Here is a 20,097-nt window from a genome sequence, read left to right as displayed (position 1 = left end):
GCCGTTCCCCGGCGAGCGAGGCCGCCCATTCGGCCCGCCGTCGGGGGACGCATTCACCCCACAGGTATATACGTGATTGTGGCGTCCCCACAACCGACCGAATGTCGCTGACCGAACTCATCCGTGGTGTCGAGGACCACGAGAAGACGCTCACGGTGTTCAACAGCGACGCGGACGCCGTCGAGACCATCCGCGCCCAGTTCGGTGACCGCAACCTCACGGTCACCGGCGAATCCACGCCGTCGGGGACGCCCGGCTCGTTCGTCGTGCTCTCGAAGGACGACGAGTTCGTCACGGCGGCCAGCATCTCCGAGGTGCTCTCCGACCGGGCCGACACGGACCCCGAGTTCGCGGAGGACGCCTACCGGCCCATCCTCGACCACCTCGACGAGACGATGTTCACCTCCTACGACACCGAGCAGATGATCGCGGCCTCCCGCGAGATCGAGGACCGCGCGTGGCGGCTCGGCAAGGGTGAACTCCACGCGGGGTTCCAGAAGCTCTCCATCCTCTCCCCCCAGATGGACGTGTACGAACAGCTCGCCTCGAAGGAGGGGCTGAAGGTCCACGCCTACGCCGCCCCGGACACGGAGGTGCCTGACCACGACACCGACCTCACCATCCACGTCGAGCGCGCCGACGAAATACGCGAGTCGTGGTTCGTCGTCTACGACGGCGCGGGCGTGGACGTGAACAAGTGCGCCCTCCTCGCGGAGGAGCGCGAGCCGCGCTCCTTCTACGGCTTCTGGACGTACGACCCCGAGACGGTCGACTGGATACTCGACTACCTCGAGACCTCGTACGGACTCATCGAGCAGTAGCTCACTCCTCCGCGCCCGCGTACAGCCTGACCAGCCCGCACTCCGGACAGGCGACCGTTTCGAGGTCCAGCCGCTCCTTCATCCCGAGCGAGCCGAGGATGCCGCCGCGGTTCTCGTCGGAGACGGCCTGGAGCTCGTAGCCGCCGTTCGACTTCAGGGTTATCGGCTCCATCGTCACGCCGCAGTCGGGACAGCGCCGCTCCATCACCAGCCACCCTCGAACCGCTCCAGCATCGCCGTGTCGTGGCCGAGCAGCACGTCCGCGTCCGTACGGCGTTCGAGGTCGCGGACGTACGCGAGCGACTCCCGCCACGCCCGGTTGTCCCACAGCAGCGACGCGGCCATCGACTGGCCCTCGTAGTTCTCCTCCCAGTACGCCTCGTCCCCGACGACGAGCAGGGTGCCGTCGCCGTGGTCGATGCGCGCGCCGAGCAGGCCGGGCGTGTGGCCCGGCAGGTGGAGCAGTTCGACCCCCTCCACGAGCCGTCGGTCGCCCTCGACGACGGCCCAGTTCAGGTCGCGGTCGAAGTCCGGCGCCCAGTACGCGACGCTCCCGGTGTCGGTCTTCGCGGAGCGGTAGGCGAACTCTATCTCGCGCTCGTGGACGTATATCGGCGTGTCCGTCCCCTCGAAGTGGGAGAGGCCGCCCGCGTGGTCGAGGTGGAGGTGCGACATGACGACGGCGTCGATGTCCTCGATAGCGAACCCGTGGTCGGCGAGGTCGTCCGCGAGGTCGTGCTCGGCCGCGTCGACGTGGGCGAACGCCTCGTACAGCGGCGCGGGCCAGTAGCCGTCCCCCGCTTCGGGGTGCGAGCCGGTGTCCCAGAGGACGGTGGCTTCCGGGTGGTCGATGACGAGGTTCCACACGAGGAACTCGTCGTACGAGAGGTCGGGGTTCGGCTCCGAGGCGGTGGCGACCACGGAGCCGTCGAGCACGAAGTTCGCGTCGGCCTCGATGCGGCCCCGGTCGACGAGGTGGACGTCGAAGTCCATGCCGGGCGTAGTCGCGCCGGCAGTATAACAGTACGCCGCGATTACTCCGGCGTCTGCGAGTAGATGAGGTTGCGCTGTATCTCGTTGGCCCCCTCGTAGATGACGGGGATGCGCACGTCGCGGTAGACGCGGGAGATACGGTTCTCCTTGAGGATGGAGCGCCCGCCGTGGAGCTGCATCCCGCGCTCGGCGCAGTCGTTGGCGACCTCGGTGGACTTCACCTTCGCCATGGAGGCCCAGAAGCCCGCACGGTCGTTCTCGACCACCTTGTCCGCGGCCCGCCAGTTCAGCGCGCGCGCCGACTCGAACTCCAGGCGCATGTCCGCGAGGATGTGCTGGACGGACTGGAACTCGTTTACCTGTCGGCCGAACGCGTTGCGCCCGTGGACGAAGTCCCACGCCTCCTCAATGGCCGCGGCGGCCAGCCCGAGGCCGTGGCCCCCGACGACGATGCGACCGTGGTTGAAGAAGTCGGCGAGCATGTAGAAGCCCGCCCCCTCGACGCCGATGAGGTTCTCCTCGGGGACCCGCGCGTCGTCGAGGACGATGTGCCCCTGCTTCGAGGCGCGCATCCCCATCTTCTCGGGGATGTGTTCGGCGTCGTAGCCCTCGGTGTCCGTCGGGACGATGAACAGCGAGTAGTTGCCGTAGCGGTTGGTCTCGTCGTCGCCCGTCTTGGCGTACAGCGTCACCCAGTCGGCCTCGACGGCGTTGCCGACCCAGTACTTCTCGCCGTTCAGGACGTACTCGTCGCCGTCCTTCTCGGCGCTCGTCGCCATGCCGGCGAGGTCGCTCCCGGTCTCGGGTTCGGAGACCGCCAGCCCGGTTATCTGGTCGTTCTCGGCGACGGGGCGGAGGTACTCCTCCTTCTGTTCCTCGTTGCCGTGTTCCTCCAGCATCTCCGCGCCGAAGCTCGCCAGCTGGAGCGTCAGCGCGATGCCGGCGTCCGCGCGGTAGAACTCCTCCGCGATGGCGAGTATCTCGTGGAGACCGAGGCCGCGGCCGCCCCACTCCTCGCCGATGTCCTGCGAGATGAGGCCGGCGTCCATCCCCGCTTCGAGCACCTCCCACGGGTACTCCCCGGACTCGTGGTACTCGTGAGCGTTCGGTTCGATGTGTTCCTCCGCGAAGGCGCGCGCCTCGGCCTTGACTTCGCGCGCGTGCTCCGGCACGACGGACTCGTCGAGAAGGTCCATGCTACCATCCGATAGGGATTCGAGAACGAAATACCCCCGGAAACCGGGGGGTCGTTGCCGGCCGTTTAGTCGCTCAGTCCTGCTCGGGCGCCGCGTCCTCGGGGACGGAGCCCTCGTGCAGTTCCATGCTGCCGGTGTACTGCTCGCGGAGGTCCTTCTTCGAGAACTTCCCGGTAGCGGTCTTCGGCACCTCGTCGATGTACTCGACGGCGTCCGGGAGCCACCACTTCGGGTACTCGTCGCGGAGCATGTCCATGACCTCCTCGTCGAGCGTGTCGCGGTCCGCGTCCGCGGTCGGCACGACGAAGGCGACGGGCCGCTCCTGCCACTTCTCGTGGGGGACGCCGATGACGGTCGCCTCCTGTACGTCGTCGTGGGCCATGATGGCGTTCTCCAGTTCGACCGAGGAGATCCACTCGCCGCCGGACTTGATGACGTCCTTCGCGCGGTCGACGATCTTGATGTAGCCGTCCTCGTCGACGCTGACCACGTCGCCGGTCTTCAGCCACCCGTCCTCGAAGTCCTCCTCGTTCGCGTCTGGCCGCTTGAAGTACTCCTTCGTGATGGAGGGACCGCGGACGTGGAGTTCGCCGAACTCCTCGCCGTCCCACGCGATCTCCTCGCCGTCCTCGTCGATGACGCGGAACTCGATGCCGGGCACCATGATGCCCTGCTTGCCGCGCTTCTCGACCTGCGTGTCGTAGTCGGCGCCTTCCAGGTCGCTCTTGAGGTGCGAGACGGAGCCGATGGGCGCCATCTCGGTCATGCCCCACGCGTGGAGCACCTCGACGCCGCGGTCGTCGAACCAGCGGATCATCGACTTCGGCGCCGCGGAGCCGCCGACGATGACGCGGTCGAGCGTCGAGAGGTCCACGTCGTTCTCCTTGCAGTACTCCATCAGGCCGAGCCACACCGTCGGGACGCCCGCGGTGAGCGTGACGCCCTCCTCCTCGATGAGCGAGGCGATGTCGGCCGGGTCCGGCGACGGGCCGGGGAACACCTGCTTCGAGCCGCCCGCGGTCGCCGTGAAGGGCATCCCCCACGCGTTGACGTGGAACATCGGGACGACGGGCATCACCACGTCGTCGTCCGCCATCGGAATCCCCTGCGGCGAGAGCGACATCATCGTGTGGCTCCACAGCATCGACTGGGTGTACTCGACGCCCTTCGGCTTCCCCGTCGTGCCCGAGGTGTAACACATCCCCGCGGGCTGGTCGTCCGGGAGGTCGGGCCAGTCGTAGTCGGTGTCGTACCCCTCGATGAACGACTCGTACGACGCCGCGTCGAGCGGCGTCGCGTCCGCGTCGCCCATCACGACGAGGTCGACGCCCTCGAACTCCTCGGCCCCCTCGGCGGCGCCCGCCATCTTCTCGGCGAGCGACGGGTCGACGAAGATGACCTGGTCGTCCGCGTTCTCGACGATGTAGCGGATGTGCTCGTCCGGGAGCAGCGGGTTGATGGTGTGGAGCTGTCCCCCCATCGACGGCGCGGCGAAGTACACCTCGAAGTGACGGTCCGTGTTCCAACAGAACGTCGCCACGCGGTCGCCGTCCTCGATTCCGAGGTCGTCCAGCGCGTTGGCCAACTGCGCCACGCGGTCGGCGTACTCCCCGTACGTGCGCCGACTCATCCCGTCGTGGTTGCGCGAGACGATCTCCGTGTCCTCGTACAGTTTGCTCGCGCGCCACAGGAACGGCCGTAGCGTCTGCGTGTGTCCTCCGGGCATGTCGTCCGGAACGTGGCCGCGGTCGGTAATGATTCTTGCTACCCCGCACCGTGACACGCCGTTGAAACGAGGTCAGTCCCGACGGCGGGCCACGGCCACTCCCTCCCCCACCGGCAACAGCGCGACCTCGAAGTCGGAATCGTCGCGCAGCGTGGCGAGCAGTTCGGCGACCCCCGCCGTCTCGGCGTTCGCGTCGTACTCGTCGCCCTCCACGAGCGCGAGGATACCGTCGAAGTCGAGCGGCCCCGCGGTCACGGCGTTGTCCACGAAGACCATCCCGCCGGGCGCGACCTTGTCGCGGACCGCGGCGAACGCCTCCGGGTAGCGCTCCTTCTCGTTGTCGACGAGGACGACGTCGAACGGGCCGTCGTACCGCTCGACGGTGTCGAGGGCGTCCCCGTGTTCGAAGACACAGCGGTCGGCGTAGCCGCCCCGGGCGAGGTAGTCGCGGGCGTCCGCGAGTTCGTCGGCGTCCACCTCCGTCAGAACGAGTTCGCCGTCCGGCGGGAAGGCGTCCGCGAACCAGTACGCGGAGTAGCCGAACCCGGAGCCGAACTCGAACCCCCGAACCGGGTCGGTCGTCCGCGCGAGCAGCCGGAGCCACCCGCCGACGGCCGGGCCGACCGTCGGGAACCCTTCCGCCTCGGCGCGGGCGTCCATCTCCGCTGTCACCTCGTCCCCCTCGGCGAGCGCGCGGGCGAGCCGGCCGACGCGCGCCGGGTCGATGTCGTGCATACCGAACGTGCGGCCGGCGACACCGTTAGCTCTGCGGGCTGCGTGCGGCGAGAACGAGTCCCGAACTCAGAGCTTCGACTCGGCGTCCTCGGCCAGCTCCTCCATTCGCTTGCCGATGCGGCCGGCGTCGGAGAACTCGTCCTCCGACATGATGGTCGCGAGCGAGTTCCCGAGGACGAAGACGGCGTGTTTGTGCTCGCTCTTCGACTTGTGGACGTCGTCGGGGGTCACGTCGAGTTCGTCGTAGCCGGCGAAGGCGTCCGAGTCGACGGCGTCCATCCCGCGGAAGGTGTTCATTATCTCCACCATGTGGCCGTGGAGCTCGAGCAGCTCGTCTTTGTGCATACCCGTGCGTATCCGTGAAACGCGGATAAACGTTGCGTGCAAGCCGATTACACACGCCGCGCCGTCAGAAGACGTACTCGTCGTCGTGCCCCATCATCCCGTCCTCCTCGTACGCCGGTTCCTCCTCGTCCATCGGTCCCGAGGTCTTGTAGGCGCGGATGCCCGCCGAGAGGATGTCCTCCAGCGCCTCCTCGCGGCTGGCGAACTCCCCCTGTTCGACCAGCTGCGCGATCTGCATCTCCAGATGTTCGGGGACCGTGATGTCTACCTTGACCATCGCTCGTCCCGCGTTTCGACAGTCGGGTATTTAATCCTGATGGGGTGATTTTCCCGTTCGTCAATCAGAGCTTCGCCTCGCGATATATTTCCTTGTGGCTTTCTCCGTGATGAGTTTTCGACACGGCAAGTCCGCGCCGGGAGCGGTACGCATACGGGGCCGCGCCCCCGAGCCGTGGTATGCACGACGTGACGGGCCTCCACGAGGAGTTCGACGGCAAGCGGCTCCCGCCGGGCCAGCGGGAGACGACGCGGTTCCCCGTGCTCTCGAAGGGGGAGACGCCGAGCGTGAACCGCGACGAGTGGACCTTCGAGGTGTGGGGCGCGGTCGAGAACGACCTCGCGCTGTCGTTCGACGAGTTCCGGGACCTCCCGACCGAGAGTCAGAAGCAGGACTTCCACTGCGTGACGGGCTGGTCGCGGTTCGACAACGCCTTCCGCGGCGTCACGTTCCCGACGCTGATGGAGGCGGCGGGCGTCCGCGACGACGCGGTCCACGTCATGTTCCACGCCGCGGACGGCTACACGACGAACCTCCCCCTCGACACCTGCGACCGCCGGGAGGTGCTGTTCGCGTGGGAACTCGACGGCGAACCGCTCCCCGCCGAGCACGGCGGCCCGCTCCGGGTCGTCACACCCCACAAGTACGCGTACAAGGGCGCGAAGTGGGTGACCGGCGTCGAGTTCCTCACGGAGCCGGAGCGGGGCTACTGGGAGAAGCGCGGCTACTCGAACACGGCGAACCCGTGGAACGAGGAGCGGTACGCGTAGCGACCCACCGGGAACGGGAACCCTAAAACGGTGGCCCCCCTATCGCCGGGCAATGGAACCGCTCGGGGACGAGGCGTCGGCCGGCGTGATTTCGCGGGCGACGCGACTCCCCGCCCCGTCCGTCCGGGCCGCGCTGGCCGCGGCCGAGGCGCCGCGCGTCCTCTGGAGCGCCCCCGGCGAGGCGACCGTCGTCGGCTCCGGCGCCGCCGCGAGCGTCACCGCGGCGGGCCGGGACCGGTTCGACCGCGTACGCGAGACCGGCGAGGCGCTGTTCGACCACGGCAACGTCCACGCCGGCACCGAGGCCGCCCGCCCGCGGCTGTTCGGCGGCTTCGCCTTCCACGACGACCACGACGGCTCCGCGCCGTGGACGGGCTTCCCCCGGCGCGGGGTTCGTGCTCCCCCCGGCGACAGCTGACGTACACCGACGACGGCGCGTGGCTCACGGTCAACGCCGTCGGCCCCGAGGCGACGCCCGAGGCGGTCGAGCGCCGCCTCGCCGGGACGGTCGAGGAACTGGCCGACCTCCCCGACCCCGCGCCGGCCGCCCGTCCCCGCATCGTCGACCGCGCGCGCACCACCTCGAAGGCCGCGTGGCGCGACTCGGTCACGGACGCCACCGACCGCATCGCCGCGGGCGAACTCCGCAAGGTCGTGCTCGCGATGGCGCTCGACGTGACGCTCGACGCGCCCCTGCCCGTCCACGACGTGCTGGACCGGCTGGCGGGGACGTACCCCGACTGCTACCGCTTCCTCGTCGAGCCGGCCGACGCCGACCCCGGCGACGACGTGCCCTCCTTCTACGGCGCGACGCCCGAGCGGCTGGTCGGCCTGCGCGGGCGGACCGTCTCGACGGGCGCGCTCGCGGGGACGACGGGCCGTGGCGACACGCCCGCCGAGGACGAGTGGCTCGCCGACGAGCTCCGCACGGACGACAAGAACACCCACGAGCACGAGATCGTCGCCGACACCATCCGCGAACAGCTGGAGCCGTTCGCGGCCAACGTCACGACCGGCGAACGACGGGTGCGCCGGCTCGCGACCGTCCAGCACCTCGAAACGCCCATCACGGCCGAACTCGCCCGCGAGGAGCACGTCCTCTCGCTCGTGGAGGCGCTCCACCCGACGCCCGCCGTCGGCGGCCTCCCGCCCGAGCGCGCGCTCGACACCATCCGCGACACCGAGCCGTTCTCGCGGGGCTGGTACGCCGCGCCCGTCGGCTGGTTCGACGCCGCCGGCTACGGGAGCTTCGCGGTCGCGCTCCGGTCGGCCGTCGCCGCGGGCGACACCGCGACCCTGTTCGCCGGCGTCGGCATCGTGGAGGACTCCGACCCCGACGCCGAGTGGGACGAGGTCCAACTCAAGTACCGGCCGATGCTCGACGAACTCGAATGAGCGCGCCCAACGTCAACACGCTGTGGGGCCGGGCAATCGTGGACGAGGTGGCGAAGAGCGGCGTCGACGCGGCGGTCCTCTCCCCGGGGTCGCGCTCGACGCCGCTGACCGTCGCCTTCGCCGAGCATCCCGACATCGAGACGTTCTCGCACCTCGACGAGCGCTCGGCCGCGTTCTTCGCGCTCGGGCGGGCCAAGCGCACGGGCACGCCCACGCCGCTCGTCTGCACCTCGGGGACGGCGCTCGCGAACTACCACCCCGCGGTGATGGAGGCCGGCCGCGCCCGCGTTCCGATGCTGCTGCTCACGGCCGACCGCCCCCCGGAACTCGACGACAGCGGCGCGAACCAGACAGTCGACCAGGCGGACCTCTACGGCGACGCCGTGCGACACTACCGGACCCTCCCGGAACCCGAGACGGCGGACCGGAAGCTCCGCGCGCTCCGGACGGCCGTCTCGCGGGGGGTGGCGACCGCGACGGCGACGAACCCCGGCCCGGTCCACCTGAACGTCCCGTTCCGCAAGCCGCTCGAACCCACGGTGGAGACGGACGACGTGCCCGAGGGGTGGGCGGACGACCATGCGCTCGCCGCGCGGGGGCGCGACGGCCCGTTCGTGCGGACGACGCAGGGGAGACCGACCCTGACCGCGAGCGACCGCGCGGCGGTCGTCCGGGCGCTGAACGGGGCCGATCGCGGCCTGATATTCTGCGGGCCGGCCGACCGACCGACCCCCGACCGCGACGCCCTGCTCGGGCTGGCGAAGGCGACCGGCTTTCCCGTGCTCGCGGACCCGCTCTCGGGAATCAGGTTCGGCGACCACACGGAGGAGGTCACCGTCCTCGGCGGCTACGACGCGTGGGCACCGGCGCTGAGGACGCGTCTGCCCACGCCCGACGTGGTGCTCCGGTTCGGGGCCTCGCCCACGTCGAAGCGGACGCGGAAGGCGCTCGCGGACACGACCCTGTCGATGGAGGCGGACGCGCCCCGACAGTTCCTCGTGGACCCCGCGGGCGGCTGGCGCGAGGCGGAGTTCACGGCGACGGACACCCTCGTCGCGGACCCGACCCACCTCGCGAGCGCGCTGGCGGGGCGCGTCGAGCGCGACGGGGACGGCTTCGCCGACCTGCTCGCGGACGTCGAGGCCGACTACCGGTCGCTCGTCGCGGCGGAGGACCGCTTCTTCGAGGGACAGGTACTCGCCGACGCGGCGGCGCTCGCGCCCGACCCCGCGACGCTGTTCGTCTCGAACTCGATGCCGGTCCGCGACCTCGACCGCTTCGCCGAGCCCCGGGCGGCCGACATCACGGCGCTTGGCAACCGCGGCGCGTCGGGCATCGACGGCATCACCTCGACGGCGCTGGGCGCCGGCAGCGCCACGGACGACCCGCTCGTGCTCGTGACGGGCGACCTCGCGTACTACCACGACACCAACGGCCTGCTCGCTGTCGGGCGGTTCGGGCTGGACGCCACTATCGTCCTGATAAACAACGACGGCGGCGGCATCTTCCACCTGCTCCCCATCGAGGCGCACGACACCTTCGAGGGGTACTTCCGCACGCCCCACGGCCTCGACTTCTCGCCGACGGGCGACCTCTACGGGCTGGCGTTCGCGCGGACGACGACGCGCGAGGGGTTCCGCGAGGCGTACACGGCGAGCGTGGAGAGAGAGGGAACGCAGGTCATCGAGGTCGGGTTCGACTCGGCGGAGAGCCACGCCGTGCGCGAGGAGCTCCAGGAGCGCGTCGCGGCGGAACTCGACGCTACCCTCTGAGCGCGAGCAGGTTCGCGCCCGCGATGACGAGCGGGACCCAGCAGAACGCCCACGCGACGACGCCCGTCACCGAGAACAGGCCGATTCCCGCGAGCGTCAGCGCCGGGGGCGCGACGGCCGTCAGCGCGCCGAAGACGAGCACACCGGACTCGGGCACCGAGAGCGTGTGCGCGACGAGCAGGAGGGCGACGACGGCGGCCGCGACCCGGATACCGAACGCGAACGGCGGGAGCACCGCCACGCCGAGCAGCATCGGGTAGCAGAAGAACACCGCGACGGCGAGCAGGCCCCGCTCGACCGTGAACCCGACCGCCGACTCGGCGCGCGTCGAGACGCGGTAGCCCGACCGGTCCGTCGCGGTCGACCGGCCCGCCCGCCCCGACCCGCCCGTCGAGGCCGTCGTCGCGCCGTCCCACGCCGACTCCGTTTCGGCGGTGCGCCACCAGGCGTCGTCACGGCCGCTGGCCCACGCGTCCGCCCGCTCTCGGGCCGCACGTCCGGCACGGGTGTGCTTGCCGCGACGGCGGTCCCGGCGCCGTGACCGGTCGCGCGTCGCCGACGCGGCGGCCCTCGCCCCGGCGGCGGCGTCCGCATCCGGGTCGTCCTCGGGGGACGCGTCCCCGACATAGGCCGCGTGTCCCAGCCGGTCGTAGCGGGCGCGCTCCACCGGGTCGACGAGCGTCTCCTTCGCGGCCGAGAGTTCCCGGAACGCCTCGGCGGCGTCCGGCCGGTCGGACACGTCGGGGTGGACCTCCTTGACCCGCTCGCGGTAGGCGGCGCGGACGCGCGCGGCGTCCGCGTCCGGGTCGACCCCGAGCAGGTCGTAGTAGGTCCGGGTCACGTTCGCGTTTCCACGTACCGGGGCAAAAGTCTCCCTCCGGACCGCCCGGGTTTTTGCTCCGGCCGGCCGCAGGCGCGGTATGGTCTCGGACATCTTCGACCCCGACGCGTGGGAGCCGATCGCCGGCTTCGACTTCTCCGACCTCACCTACCACCGCGCCGCGGACGTGGGCGCGGTCCGCATCGCCTTCGACCGCCCGGAGGTCCGCAACGCCTTCCGCCCGGAGACGGTGGACGAACTCTCCGCGGCGCTCGACCACGCCAAGCGACAGACCGACGTGGGCTGTGTGTTCATCACCGGGAACGGCCCCTCGCCGAAGGACGGCGGGTGGGCCTTCTGTTCCGGCGGCGACCAGCGCATCCGCGGGGACGCGGGCTACGAGTATAGCGAGGACGAGCGAAGCGGGGCCTCGACAGCGAGCGGGAGCGAACGCGACACGCGAGCCGGGACGGGCGAGTCGGCGGCCAGCGGCTCCGGCGAGCACGCCGCGCCGCGCCTGCACATCCTCGAGGTCCAGCGGCAGATACGCCACATCCCCAAGCCCGTCGTCGCCGTGGTCCCCGGCTGGGCCGTCGGCGGCGGCCACTCGCTCCACGTCGTCTGCGACATGACGCTCGCCGGCGAGAAGGCGAAGTTCCTCCAGACGGACCCCGACGTGGCGAGCTTCGACGCGGGGTTCGGCTCGGCGTATCTCGCCCACCAGGTCGGCCACAAGAAGGCCCGCGAGGTGTTCTTCCTCGGGAAGACCTACTCCGCCGAGGAGGCCGCGGACATGGGGATGGTGAACGAGGTCGTCGAGCACGAGCGGCTGGAGGAGCGCGCGCTGGAGTGGGCCGACGAGATGCTCGGCAAGTCCCCGACGGCGATGCGGATGCTGAAGTACGCCTTCAACCTCGACACCGACGGCCTCGTCGGCCAACAGGTGTTCGCGGGCGAGGCGACCCGGCTGGGCTACATGACCGACGAGGCGAAGGAGGGTCGTGACGCCTTCAACGAGGGGCGGGAGCCGGAGTTCGAGCAGTTCCCGTGGCACTACTGAGGCGCGGCGCTCGTGGCGGAGGAGTCGACGGCTGAACGGGCGCGGTGTTCGTCCGACTACCGATGAACCGACGGGAGCCCACAGAAGAGATGGCCATAGCGATTCGGATGACGGACGACAGTACTGAGGCGACGGGCTTCCGGCATTACTTTACTTCGCCGAGGGCAGGGAGAGACGACACGTCGAATCGCGATAGCGAGCCGAAACCGACACACCACCTCAGAACTCGCCGGGACCGAGCGGAGCCGCAGGCTCCGCGAGGTACGGCGAGTCCACGACTGACCGAGCGAAGCGAGGGAAGGAAGTGGACTCGCCGGGATTTGAACCCGGGGCCTCTCCCATGCCAAGGGAGTGATCTACCGCTGATCTACGAGCCCGCGTTCGCGTCCTGTCGTATCCGACTGCCGAGTATAAACCCATCGAAGCGGTGCGGGCGGGCGGTCGTCGGGTCGAGGCGCCCGCCGCAACCCGAGTAGCAACCCATAAGTGCGCGAACCGACCAGTATCGGTGGGAACGGCACGGCCGCAAGTCCGACTTCGCCGCGGTTTCGCGGCTTGGGATTGCGGAAGTGCGACGCCGCAGCGCGCGGCTCGTCAGTCAGCGGTTCGTGTCCTTCCAATTCGAACAATGGCACGAATGCACACCCGCCGTCGCGGCTCGTCCGGTTCGGACAAGCCGACGGCAGACGACCCGCCCGAGTGGAGCGACGTGGACGCCGACGCCATCGAGGAGCGCGTCGTGGAGCTGGCCGAGCAGGGGCACGACCCCTCGCAGATCGGCATGAAGCTCCGCGACGAGGGCGTTCAGGGGACGCCGGTCCCCGACGTGAAGGCCGCCACCGACAAGAAGGTCGGCGAGATCCTCGACGAGCACGACGCCGCCCCGGAGGTCCCCGAGGACCTGCGGAACCTGATGGCGCGTGCCGTCCGCCTCCGCGACCACATGAGCGAGAACGGCACCGACTACCAGAACAAGCGGGCGCTCCAGAACACGGAGTCGAAGATCCGCCGGCTGGTGAGCTACTACCGCGGCGACGAACTCGACACCGACTTCACGTACTCGTACGACGTCGCCGTCGAACTGCTCGAATAGATGTCCACGGCCGGCCGACCGAACGCGTCCGCCCCCGCCGAGAGCCTCGCGGCCGTCTGCCGTAGCGCCGGCTTCGTCCGGCTGACGGCGACGCCCGACGGGGACGCCCTCGCGGCGCTCGGCCAGCTGGGCGCGGCGCTTCGCGCGGCCGACGTCGGCTTTCAGGCCTCCGTCTCCCGCGTCCCCCGCGACTCGGGCACCGAGGCCGACGCGACCGTCGTTCTCGGGGCCGAGGCCCCGGACGCGGCGCTGTCCGTCACGACCGAACCGCTCGCATCGACCGCCTACGACGCGGCGCGGGAACTGGGCGCGACGCCCGACCCCGTGCTCGCGCTCGCCGGTGCGGTCGCGGGCGGCTTCGTCCCCGGCGCGGACCTGCCGCTGTACGACGAGGCCGAGTCGGCGCTCGACCGGCGGCCCGGCGTGGCCCTGCCCGTGGCGGACCTCGCCGACGGGCTGGCACACACCGGCCTCGTTCACGCCGACTTCTCGGGCGACGAGGGGGTCGCGACCGCGGCGGTCGCGGACCTCGACCTGCCCGCGGAACTCGGCGACGGCGACCACCGACGGCTCGCCTCGCTCGTCGCGCTGCGCGCGGTCCGGGACGCCCCCGACCGCGCCGCGGACCGCGTCGAGCGCGCGCTCCGCCCGTACACGGGCGGCCCGTTCCGCACGCTCGGCGGCTACGCCGACGTGTTGGACGCCTGCGCGCGTGTCGCCCCCGGCGTGGGGACGGCGCTCGCGCTCGAAGCCGCGCGCGCCGACGGCGAGCCGGCCCACACGGGCGCGGCGCTCGACGCGTGGCGCGACCACGGCGCGGCGGCCCACACCGCCGTCCGCGACGGCGACCCCGCCCGCCACAGCGGGCTGGGCGTCGTCCGCGCGGGCGAAGGGGCGCCGCTCGGCACCGTCGCGCGGCTCGCACACGGCTACCGTTCGCCGGAACCGCTCGTCCTCGCCGTCGGCGGCGGGGCGGCGGCGCTGTACGGCGAGCGCGCGGCCGAGGCGGCCCGCGCGGCGGGCGCGGCGACGGACGCGACGGCGACCGGGCGCGGCCGGACCGGCTACGTGGACGACATCGACGCGGAGACGGCCGAAAAGGAGGTGCGCGCGGCGATATGAGACGCGCGACCTTCCGCACGGAGCACGACGACGCCGCCCTCGTGGCGGCGGCCGTCGCGCCGGACAACACCCCCGAGGTGGAGACGACCGTCGAGGGTTCGACGGTCGTGACGACCATCGAGCGGGAGACGACCGGCGGCCTCCGTGCGACGGCCGACGACTACGTGAGCAACCTCGCGGTAGCACAGCGGATAACCGAACACGATATACACAACAATGAGTGACCGAAGCGTTTCCAAGCGGAAACAGGAGAAGCGGTGGTACACCGTCATGGCCCCCGAGCAGTTCGACCGGGCCGAACTCGGCGAGACCCCCGCGGACGAACCCGAACAGCTCTACGACCGAACCATCGAGACGACGCTCGGCGAACTGCAGGGCGACGCCAGCGAGAACAACACGAAGCTGACGTTCCGTATCACGGACCTCGGCTCGGACGCCGCGTACACGGAGTTCGTCGAGCACGAACTCACGCGCGACTACCTGCGCTCGCTCGTCCGTCGCGGCTCCTCGAAGGTGGAGTCCTTCGAGACCGTCCTGACGAGCGACGACCACCGCGTCCAGATACAGCCCGTCGCGTTCACGACGAAGAAGGCCGACCACAGCCAGGAGCGCGCCATCCGCAAGACGATGTCCCGCATCGTCCGCGAGACGGCCCGCGAGCACACCTTCGACGACCTCATCGAGGGCATCGTCGAGGGGCGGCTCTCCTCGACCATCTACGCCGAGGCGAAGACGGTGTACCCGCTTCGCCGCGTCGAGATACAGAAGCTCACCCTCGAAGCGCGACCCGAGGAGGTCGCCGCCGAGGAGGAGACGGCCGTCGACGTCGACGAGGAGGACGTCGAGGTCGAGTCCGAGGAGTAACCGCGACCCTTTTCCCGTTTATCGGCCGTCCAGCGACGGCGCCGTCCGCGCTACTCCTCGACGACGACGGTTCCGACCATCCCGCCGCGCTCGTGCGGGATACAGAAGTACTCGTGGTCGCCCGCGACCTCGAAGGTGTGGCTGTACGTCTCGCCCGAGGCGACGTGGCCCTCCTGCGGATAGCGCGCCCGGGCGTCCGACTCCGAGCCGAGGCCGCCCGAGGCCCAGTAGTCGGCGTCCTCGGGTATCTGCCCCCCGTAGGCCGTGACGCTGTGGCCGCGAGAGCCGGGATTCCCCCACGTCACCGTCTCGCCGACGGAGACGGTTATCTCGGCCGGGCGGAAGCGGTTCGCCGTCATCTCCACGTCGTAGTCGGAGTCCGCGAGGCTCGTGCCACAGCCCGCGAGCGCCGCCGTCGCGCCCGTGCCGAGCGCCGCGAGGAAGGTCCGCCGGTCCATACCCCGCATTAGGCCCTGCCGGACATAGGCGGCGTGGTTCGACCGTCGACGCCGGAAACGAACGGAATAAGGGAGCCACCCGCGACGGGCGAGACATGCAGCCCCGGTTCGTCGGCCGGCTCTCCGCCGCCGACGTCGTGACGGTCGCCAACGCCGCGCTCGGCTTCGCGGCCGCGGCCGCCGCCACGGTCCAGCCGTCGCTCGCGGCGCGGCTGATACTCCTCGGGGCCATCGCCGACGGGCTGGACGGCGTGCTCGCGCGCCGGTACGGCTCCTCCGACGCCGGGCCGATGCTCGACTCGCTGGCCGACGTGGCGACGTTCGTCGTCGCGCCGGCGCTCGTCGCGTTCGCGCTCGTGCGCGGTCGGTTCGGCTTCGACCCGACCCTGCTCGCCGCGGCGGCCGTCGCCGGCGGCCTGTTCGTCGCGGCCGGCGTCCTCCGGCTCGGGATGTACGCGGCGTTCGACGCCGACGGCCACACGACCGAGGGCGTCCAGACGACGCTGGCGGCGACGGTACTCGCCGCGCTCCTGCTCGCGAACGTCACCGCCGTCGGCACCGTCCTCGGCGGCGTGTCCGGCCCGCTCATCGCCGTCGCGGCCACGGGGCTGCTCGCCGTCGCGATGCTCGCGCCGGTGACGTACCCGGACCTGCTAGCGGGCGACGCCCTCATCCTCGGGGTGGTGCAGGCCTGCGCGCTGCTCGCACCCGACGCGCTCGACGGGGCGTTTCCCCTCGCGCTGCTGTTGGCCGCGCTCGGCTACCTCCTGCTGTCGCCGTGGCTCTACTGGCGCGACGACTGAAGGGAAACGCTCTTTTCCGCAACCTCCGGAGAGTCCGGTATGAGTGACGGGGACGACGAGCCCGACGCGGCCGACGAGGAGGCCGAGGAGACGGCCGTCGACGTGACGCCCGACGGACTGCACGAGCGGCTCGACGCGGCCGAGGAGGCCCTCGACGCCGCCGAGACCGAGCGCGACCTCGACGAGGTGGAGGCGGACCTCGACGACATCGGAACGAAGCTAGAGGCCGCGGAGCTTCCCGAGCCCGAGGACGACGACGAGGAGGACCCCCGCGAGGAGCTGGAGGGGCGCCTCTCCGACCTCCGCGACGCGCTGGAAGAACAGCGCGGCCCGTACGCGAGCGACGTGGTCGATGCCGTCGAGGAGGCGCGCGCCGACGTGACCGACGCGGAGTGGACCGAGGACGGCGAGTCGGAGGCGGCCGCCGCCGTCGAGGCGTTCCTCGACGCCGTCGAGCCGATACTCGGCGAGTCGTTCGACGAGGGCTCCGACTTCCCGGAGGACCACGCCGACGCGCTCGACGCGGTCGCCGTCGCGGTCGGCGACGCCGCCCTCGACGCCGACGAGGACGCCGACACCATCGCCGACCTGCTCGACGCCGCGGACGAACTGACCGACGGGCTGGACGACGCCGAGGTGTGGGACGACCTCACCGTCGTCGAACAGCTCACCGTCGAGGGGTTCTACGACCGGATGGAGTCGGCCAACCGGAAGGACTTCCCGCCGGAGCTCGGCGTCGTCCGCATCGCGGAGCACGAGAACGACCCCGAGCGCATCCTGATGGCGCTCGACTACCTCGAGTCCGACTTCATGCAGGACAACTGCGTCACCGCGCTCCGCCGGATGGGCGCGCCCGAGGCGTACGACGCGATGATGGGCCTCGCCCAGCGCCGCGACCGCCCGGCCATCGAGGTGCTCGGCAAGATCGGGAACGACGACGCCTGCGAGACGCTCCACGACTACATCGACGGCGAGTCGAACCCCCCGCTCCAGAAGACCGTCCTGAAGGCGCTCGGCGAGATCGGCGCCGCGGAGTCGACCCAGCCGGTCGCGGACCGTCTCGTCGCCGAGGACCCCGAGGTGCGCTCGCAGGCCGCTCGCGCGCTCGGTCGCATCGGCGACACCCGCGCCGTCGCGCCGCTCTCGGACACGCTCGCCGAGGACGAGAGCGACAACGTCCGCGCCGCCGCGGCGTGGGCGCTCTACCAGATCGGGACCGAGGCCGCGCTCGAAGAGGCCGCCGAGTACGCGGGCGACCGCTCGTACATCGTCCAGAACGAGGCCGAGAAGGCGGCCAACGCCCTCGACGCCGCCGCGCCCCCGGCGTAACTTCTTATCGGGGGGCGCGGCCAGGCGCCGCGTGCTCCGGCCCGTCGCGCTCGTCGCCCTGCTCGTCGCCGGCGTAGCGACGCCCGCGGTCGTCCCGGCCGCGACCCCTACCGAGCCCGCGATAGTGGCGACAGTGCCGAACCCCGTCGCCGACGGGGACGCGGGCGAGTCGGTCGTCCTCGCCGCTCCCGACGGGACCGACCTCGGCGCGTACGCGCTCGACGACGGCGAGTCGCGCGTTCGCCTGCCGAACCGAACCGTCTCGGGCCGCGTCGTCCTGACCGCCGCGCCCGAGCGAGTGCGGAACCGAACCGACCGCCGCGTCCTCGACGTGGCGCTCCCCGCGCTGTCGAACGCCGGCGAGCGACTGCGGCTTCTCAGGGGGAACCGGACCGTCTCGACGCTCCGCTACGGGGACGCGCCCGAGGGCGAGCGCTACCGGAACGGGACGTGGACGCCCGTCGGCGCGACCGACTACCCGGTCGTCGCGGGCGGCGCGGGCGAGGCGCGGGCGTTCGTCCTCCCCGACGCGACCGGGCCGCCGCTCGCCGCGATAAGAAACGCGACCGAGCGGGTGTGGCTCGCGGGGTACACGTTCACCTCGGCGCGGGCGACCCGGGCGCTCGCGAACGCGAGCGAGCGCGGCGCGGACGTCCGCGTCCTCGTGGAGGGCGGCCCGGTGGGCGGGATGAGTCGCACGCAGGCGCGACGACTCGAGACGCTCGTCGCCGCGGGCGTCGCGGTGCGTGCCGTGACCGGGCCGCACGCGCGGTACGCCTACCACCACGCGAAGTACGCCGTCGCGGACGACCGCGCGGTCGTGCTCACCGAGAACTGGAAGCCCTCGGGGACGGGCGGTGCGGACTCCCGCGGCTGGGGCGCGGTCGTCTCGGAGCCCTCGGTCGTCGCGGGCCTCGCGCGCACCTTCGAGGGTGACTTCGCGTGGCGCGCGGCGGTTCCGTGGGACGAGTACCGCGCGGGCCGGACGTTCGCGGCCGACAACGCGACGGCCGGGACGTACCCGACGGCCTTCGCCCCCGAGCGCGTCGCGTTCGAGTCCGCGCGGCTGCTCGTCGCGCCGGACAACGCCGAGTCGGCGGTGCTCGCCCGACTCCGCGCCGCGAACGAGACCCTCCGGGTCGTCCAGATGAGCGTCGGCGGGCCGGACCAGGCCTTCGTCCGCGAGACGGTCGCGGCCGCGCGCCGGGGCGTCGAGGTGCGCCTCCTGCTCTCGGGGGCGTGGTACGTCCGCGAGGACAACGGCGCGGTCGTCGAGCGGCTGAACCGCGTCGCCGAGCGCGAGGGGCTGGACCTGGAGGCGCGTCTCGCCGTGCCGTCCGGCTACGGGAAGATACACGCGAAGGGCGTCGTCGCCGACGACACCGTCCTCCTCGGGAGCCTGAACTGGAACGACAACTCCGCGCGCGCGAACCGCGAGGTTGTGCTCGCGCTCACCGGCGACGCGGCGGACTACTACCGGCGCGTGTTCGACGCCGACTGGCGCGCGAGCGGGCCGGGGACGACCCTGCCGGGCGGCGTGGTCGCTGTGCTCGCCGTCGCGGCGCTGGCGTGTCTGCTCGCGGCGCGACGGGTCGAGTTCGAGTGAGTCAGCAGCGCTCCTCGCAGACGCGGTCGATGATGGTCCCGGTCGAGAGCACCTCGCCCTCGTAGCGGGGTTCGCGGGGGCCGGCGCGGGCCACCTCACAGTCGATACCCCGCTCCGCGAGCGCCGCGCGGATGGCGTCGTCGTCGTGGTGCTGGTCGTGGCCGAGCACGATGCGGTCCGGGTCGATGCGCTCGATGGGGACGAAGATGTCCTCCGTGTGGCCGAGGTGGGCCTCGGTGACGGGGTCGAGCGCCGCCACCATGTCCCGGCGCTGGCGGTCCGGGAGCAGGGGCGGCTCCTTGTGGGTGACGTTGTCCTGTCGGGCGATGATGACGTGGAGCTCGTCGCCCATCGCGCGCGCCTCCCGCAGGTAGTGGAGGTGGCCCGGATGCAGGAGGTCGAAGGTCCCCTGCGCGACGACCCTCACCGGCGGTCACCCAGTTCGGCGTCGATGTCCGCCTGCGTGAAGTCGAAGAAGGCGTCCTCCGGGAGGTCGACGTCGACCACGTCGAGGTCGCGCGGGTCGCCCTCGCGGTCGAACGCCTTCCAGTCGTGGCGGCCGTACGGCGCGCCGACGATGATGTGGACCTTCCCCCGCCCGAACGTCTGCAAGTCCTGGTCGGAGGGACTGAGCACGCCGTTCGGGTGCGAGTGGACCGACCCCACGGAACTCGCGCCGGTCGGCACCATCTCGGAGCGGACGGTCGCGGAGACGGGCGAGGAGGTGGTACCGGGGATGACGAGCACGTCCGTGACGACGGTCCCCTCCAGGTCGAGCCCGAGGTCGCGGGCGTCCTCCCCGCGGAGGAGTCCCATGTACTCGTTCGGGTGGGCGTCCTCGGAGGCGGACAGCGCGAAGGAGAGGGCGTCCTCGGCGATGGCGACGACCTCGCTCGACCGGAACAGCCGCAT

Annotated in this window: 22 protein-coding genes, 1 tRNA gene and 1 pseudogene; 12 read left to right on the top strand and 12 right to left on the bottom strand. The window is 71.4% G+C overall.

Annotation, left to right across the window (positions count from 1 at the left end):
* Window positions 1-101 precede the first annotated feature (101 nt).
* Window positions 102-821, top strand: coding sequence for a DICT sensory domain-containing protein (locus P2T37_RS12745; RefSeq protein ID WP_276234334.1), 720 nt, complete (start codon window positions 102-104; stop codon window positions 819-821).
* A 1-nt stretch (window position 822) separates the two neighbouring features.
* Here P2T37_RS12745 and P2T37_RS12740 read toward each other — a convergent pair whose 3' ends face one another.
* The 7 genes from P2T37_RS12740 to P2T37_RS12710 form a co-directional block, all read right to left on the bottom strand.
* Window positions 823-1,026, bottom strand: coding sequence for a hypothetical protein (locus tag P2T37_RS12740; RefSeq protein ID WP_276234333.1), 204 nt, complete (start codon window positions 1,024-1,026; stop codon window positions 823-825).
* Window positions 1,026-1,814: an N-acyl homoserine lactonase family protein gene (locus P2T37_RS12735; RefSeq protein WP_276234332.1), complete on the bottom strand. Its 789-nt coding sequence runs from the start codon at window positions 1,812-1,814 to the stop codon at window positions 1,026-1,028. Before P2T37_RS12735 ends, P2T37_RS12740 begins: the two co-directional genes overlap by 1 nt.
* Window positions 1,815-1,855: 41 nt before the next feature.
* Window positions 1,856-3,010, bottom strand: a complete 1,155-nt coding sequence (locus P2T37_RS12730; protein ID WP_276234331.1) for an acyl-CoA dehydrogenase family protein — start codon at window positions 3,008-3,010, stop codon at window positions 1,856-1,858.
* 73 nt (window positions 3,011-3,083) lie between these two features.
* The gene (locus P2T37_RS12725) at window positions 3,084-4,736 is read right to left on the bottom strand and encodes a long-chain fatty acid--CoA ligase (protein ID WP_276234330.1); all 1,653 of its coding nucleotides are present in this window, start codon (window positions 4,734-4,736) and stop codon (window positions 3,084-3,086) included.
* 72 nt (window positions 4,737-4,808) lie between these two features.
* Complete coding sequence (locus P2T37_RS12720; protein WP_276234329.1) at window positions 4,809-5,471, bottom strand: O-methyltransferase; 663 nt, start codon at window positions 5,469-5,471, stop codon at window positions 4,809-4,811.
* Between the two features lie 66 nt (window positions 5,472-5,537).
* On the bottom strand, window positions 5,538-5,816 hold the full coding sequence (locus P2T37_RS12715) for a UPF0058 family protein (RefSeq protein WP_276234328.1): 279 nt from the start codon (window positions 5,814-5,816) through the stop codon (window positions 5,538-5,540).
* Window positions 5,817-5,880: 64 nt separating this feature from the next.
* Entirely contained in the window at window positions 5,881-6,093 is a 213-nt protein-coding gene (locus P2T37_RS12710) for a ribbon-helix-helix domain-containing protein (protein ID WP_276234327.1), read from the bottom strand.
* A gap of 179 nt (window positions 6,094-6,272) precedes the next feature.
* Here P2T37_RS12710 and P2T37_RS12705 point away from each other — a divergent pair, with 179 nt between their 5' ends.
* From P2T37_RS12705 to menD, 3 genes and pseudogenes are all read left to right on the top strand, one after another.
* On the top strand, window positions 6,273-6,863 hold the full coding sequence (locus P2T37_RS12705) for a sulfite oxidase-like oxidoreductase (RefSeq protein ID WP_276234326.1): 591 nt from the start codon (window positions 6,273-6,275) through the stop codon (window positions 6,861-6,863).
* 52 nt (window positions 6,864-6,915) lie between these two features.
* Window positions 6,916-8,258: pseudogene (locus tag P2T37_RS12695) on the top strand (isochorismate synthase).
* Window positions 8,255-10,030: a 2-succinyl-5-enolpyruvyl-6-hydroxy-3-cyclohexene-1-carboxylic-acid synthase gene (gene menD, locus P2T37_RS12690; RefSeq protein ID WP_276234323.1), complete on the top strand. Its 1,776-nt coding sequence runs from the start codon at window positions 8,255-8,257 to the stop codon at window positions 10,028-10,030. Before P2T37_RS12695 ends, menD begins: the two are co-directional and overlap by 4 nt.
* On the opposite strand, the gene P2T37_RS12685 is transcribed toward menD, so the two are convergent.
* Complete coding sequence (locus tag P2T37_RS12685) at window positions 10,020-10,871, bottom strand: DnaJ domain-containing protein (protein WP_276234322.1); 852 nt, start codon at window positions 10,869-10,871, stop codon at window positions 10,020-10,022. The genes menD and P2T37_RS12685 overlap by 11 nt on opposite strands.
* A gap of 79 nt (window positions 10,872-10,950) precedes the next feature.
* Here P2T37_RS12685 and P2T37_RS12680 point away from each other — a divergent pair, with 79 nt between their 5' ends.
* On the top strand, window positions 10,951-11,910 hold the full coding sequence (locus P2T37_RS12680) for a 1,4-dihydroxy-2-naphthoyl-CoA synthase (RefSeq protein ID WP_276234321.1): 960 nt from the start codon (window positions 10,951-10,953) through the stop codon (window positions 11,908-11,910).
* A gap of 305 nt (window positions 11,911-12,215) precedes the next feature.
* Here P2T37_RS12680 and P2T37_RS12675 read toward each other — a convergent pair.
* A tRNA-Ala gene (locus P2T37_RS12675) sits at window positions 12,216-12,287 on the bottom strand.
* Between the two features lie 251 nt (window positions 12,288-12,538).
* On the opposite strand from P2T37_RS12675, the gene P2T37_RS12670 reads away from it, so the two are divergent.
* Genes P2T37_RS12670 through P2T37_RS12655 form a run of 4 tightly spaced genes read left to right on the top strand, consistent with a single transcriptional unit; the run spans window position 12,539 to window position 14,989 of the window.
* Entirely contained in the window at window positions 12,539-13,003 is a 465-nt protein-coding gene (locus P2T37_RS12670) for a 30S ribosomal protein S15 (protein WP_276234320.1), read from the top strand.
* Window positions 13,004-14,125 carry a hypothetical protein gene (locus P2T37_RS12665; RefSeq protein ID WP_276234319.1) on the top strand — a complete coding sequence of 374 codons (1,122 nt, stop codon included), beginning with the start codon at window positions 13,004-13,006 and terminating at the stop codon, window positions 14,123-14,125. It begins immediately after the preceding gene.
* The gene (locus P2T37_RS12660; RefSeq protein WP_276234318.1) at window positions 14,122-14,349 is read left to right on the top strand and encodes a KEOPS complex subunit Pcc1; all 228 of its coding nucleotides are present in this window, start codon (window positions 14,122-14,124) and stop codon (window positions 14,347-14,349) included. Before P2T37_RS12665 ends, P2T37_RS12660 begins: the two co-directional genes overlap by 4 nt.
* The gene (locus tag P2T37_RS12655) at window positions 14,342-14,989 is read left to right on the top strand and encodes a 30S ribosomal protein S3ae (RefSeq protein ID WP_276234317.1); all 648 of its coding nucleotides are present in this window, start codon (window positions 14,342-14,344) and stop codon (window positions 14,987-14,989) included. The genes P2T37_RS12660 and P2T37_RS12655 overlap by 8 nt, the downstream gene beginning before the upstream one ends.
* Window positions 14,990-15,039: 50 nt before the next feature.
* On the opposite strand, the gene P2T37_RS12650 is transcribed toward P2T37_RS12655, so the two are convergent.
* Window positions 15,040-15,447: a plastocyanin/azurin family copper-binding protein gene (locus P2T37_RS12650; protein WP_276234316.1), complete on the bottom strand. Its 408-nt coding sequence runs from the start codon at window positions 15,445-15,447 to the stop codon at window positions 15,040-15,042.
* A gap of 95 nt (window positions 15,448-15,542) precedes the next feature.
* On the opposite strand from P2T37_RS12650, the gene P2T37_RS12645 reads away from it, so the two are divergent.
* Genes P2T37_RS12645 through P2T37_RS12635 form a run of 3 tightly spaced genes read left to right on the top strand, consistent with a single transcriptional unit; the run spans window position 15,543 to window position 19,185 of the window.
* Window positions 15,543-16,250: a protein sorting system archaetidylserine synthase gene (locus tag P2T37_RS12645; protein WP_276234314.1), complete on the top strand. Its 708-nt coding sequence runs from the start codon at window positions 15,543-15,545 to the stop codon at window positions 16,248-16,250.
* 39 nt (window positions 16,251-16,289) lie between these two features.
* Window positions 16,290-17,579, top strand: a complete 1,290-nt coding sequence (locus tag P2T37_RS12640) for a HEAT repeat domain-containing protein (protein ID WP_276234313.1) — start codon at window positions 16,290-16,292, stop codon at window positions 17,577-17,579.
* Between the two features lie 31 nt (window positions 17,580-17,610).
* A complete protein-coding gene (locus P2T37_RS12635; protein WP_276234312.1) occupies window positions 17,611-19,185 on the top strand; it encodes a phospholipase D-like domain-containing protein in 1,575 nt (524 codons plus the stop codon).
* A 1-nt stretch (window position 19,186) separates the two neighbouring features.
* On the opposite strand, the gene P2T37_RS12630 is transcribed toward P2T37_RS12635, so the two are convergent.
* On the bottom strand, window positions 19,187-19,612 hold the full coding sequence (locus tag P2T37_RS12630; RefSeq protein WP_276234310.1) for an FAD synthase family protein: 426 nt from the start codon (window positions 19,610-19,612) through the stop codon (window positions 19,187-19,189).
* A complete protein-coding gene (locus P2T37_RS12625) occupies window positions 19,609-20,097 on the bottom strand; it encodes a Mov34/MPN/PAD-1 family protein (protein ID WP_276234309.1) in 489 nt (162 codons plus the stop codon). Before P2T37_RS12625 ends, P2T37_RS12630 begins: the two co-directional genes overlap by 4 nt.

The sequence above is a fragment of the Halosegnis marinus genome, assembly GCF_029338355.1.
In the GTDB taxonomy this organism is placed as follows: domain Archaea; phylum Halobacteriota; class Halobacteria; order Halobacteriales; family Haloarculaceae; genus Halosegnis; species Halosegnis marinus.
Note: the sequence above shows the minus strand (reverse complement) of the source record. Positions and strands in the feature narration are given on the sequence as shown.

Bases quoted from the DNA above. Each gene is read 5' to 3' on its own strand.
- P2T37_RS12745 (WP_276234334.1), top strand. From the start codon at position 102: ATGTCGCTGACCGAACTCATCCGTGGTGTCGAGGACCACGAGAAGACG.
- P2T37_RS12740 (WP_276234333.1), bottom strand. From the start codon at position 1,026: ATGGAGCGGCGCTGTCCCGACTGCGGCGTGACGATGGAGCCGATAACC.
- P2T37_RS12735 (WP_276234332.1), bottom strand. From the start codon at position 1,814: ATGGACTTCGACGTCCACCTCGTCGACCGGGGCCGCATCGAGGCCGAC.
- P2T37_RS12730 (WP_276234331.1), bottom strand. From the start codon at position 3,010: ATGGACCTTCTCGACGAGTCCGTCGTGCCGGAGCACGCGCGCGAAGTC.
- P2T37_RS12725 (WP_276234330.1), bottom strand. From the start codon at position 4,736: ATGCCCGGAGGACACACGCAGACGCTACGGCCGTTCCTGTGGCGCGCG.
- P2T37_RS12720 (WP_276234329.1), bottom strand. From the start codon at position 5,471: ATGCACGACATCGACCCGGCGCGCGTCGGCCGGCTCGCCCGCGCGCTC.
- P2T37_RS12715 (WP_276234328.1), bottom strand. From the start codon at position 5,816: ATGCACAAAGACGAGCTGCTCGAGCTCCACGGCCACATGGTGGAGATA.
- P2T37_RS12710 (WP_276234327.1), bottom strand. From the start codon at position 6,093: ATGGTCAAGGTAGACATCACGGTCCCCGAACATCTGGAGATGCAGATC.
- P2T37_RS12705 (WP_276234326.1), top strand. From the start codon at position 6,273: ATGCACGACGTGACGGGCCTCCACGAGGAGTTCGACGGCAAGCGGCTC.
- menD (WP_276234323.1), top strand. From the start codon at position 8,255: ATGAGCGCGCCCAACGTCAACACGCTGTGGGGCCGGGCAATCGTGGAC.
- P2T37_RS12680 (WP_276234321.1), top strand. From the start codon at position 10,951: ATGGTCTCGGACATCTTCGACCCCGACGCGTGGGAGCCGATCGCCGGC.
- P2T37_RS12670 (WP_276234320.1), top strand. From the start codon at position 12,539: ATGGCACGAATGCACACCCGCCGTCGCGGCTCGTCCGGTTCGGACAAG.
- P2T37_RS12665 (WP_276234319.1), top strand. From the start codon at position 13,004: ATGTCCACGGCCGGCCGACCGAACGCGTCCGCCCCCGCCGAGAGCCTC.
- P2T37_RS12660 (WP_276234318.1), top strand. From the start codon at position 14,122: ATGAGACGCGCGACCTTCCGCACGGAGCACGACGACGCCGCCCTCGTG.
- P2T37_RS12655 (WP_276234317.1), top strand. From the start codon at position 14,342: ATGAGTGACCGAAGCGTTTCCAAGCGGAAACAGGAGAAGCGGTGGTAC.
- P2T37_RS12650 (WP_276234316.1), bottom strand. From the start codon at position 15,447: ATGGACCGGCGGACCTTCCTCGCGGCGCTCGGCACGGGCGCGACGGCG.
- P2T37_RS12645 (WP_276234314.1), top strand. From the start codon at position 15,543: ATGCAGCCCCGGTTCGTCGGCCGGCTCTCCGCCGCCGACGTCGTGACG.
- P2T37_RS12640 (WP_276234313.1), top strand. From the start codon at position 16,290: ATGAGTGACGGGGACGACGAGCCCGACGCGGCCGACGAGGAGGCCGAG.
- P2T37_RS12625 (WP_276234309.1), bottom strand. From the start codon at position 20,097: ATGCGGCTGTTCCGGTCGAGCGAGGTCGTCGCCATCGCCGAGGACGCC.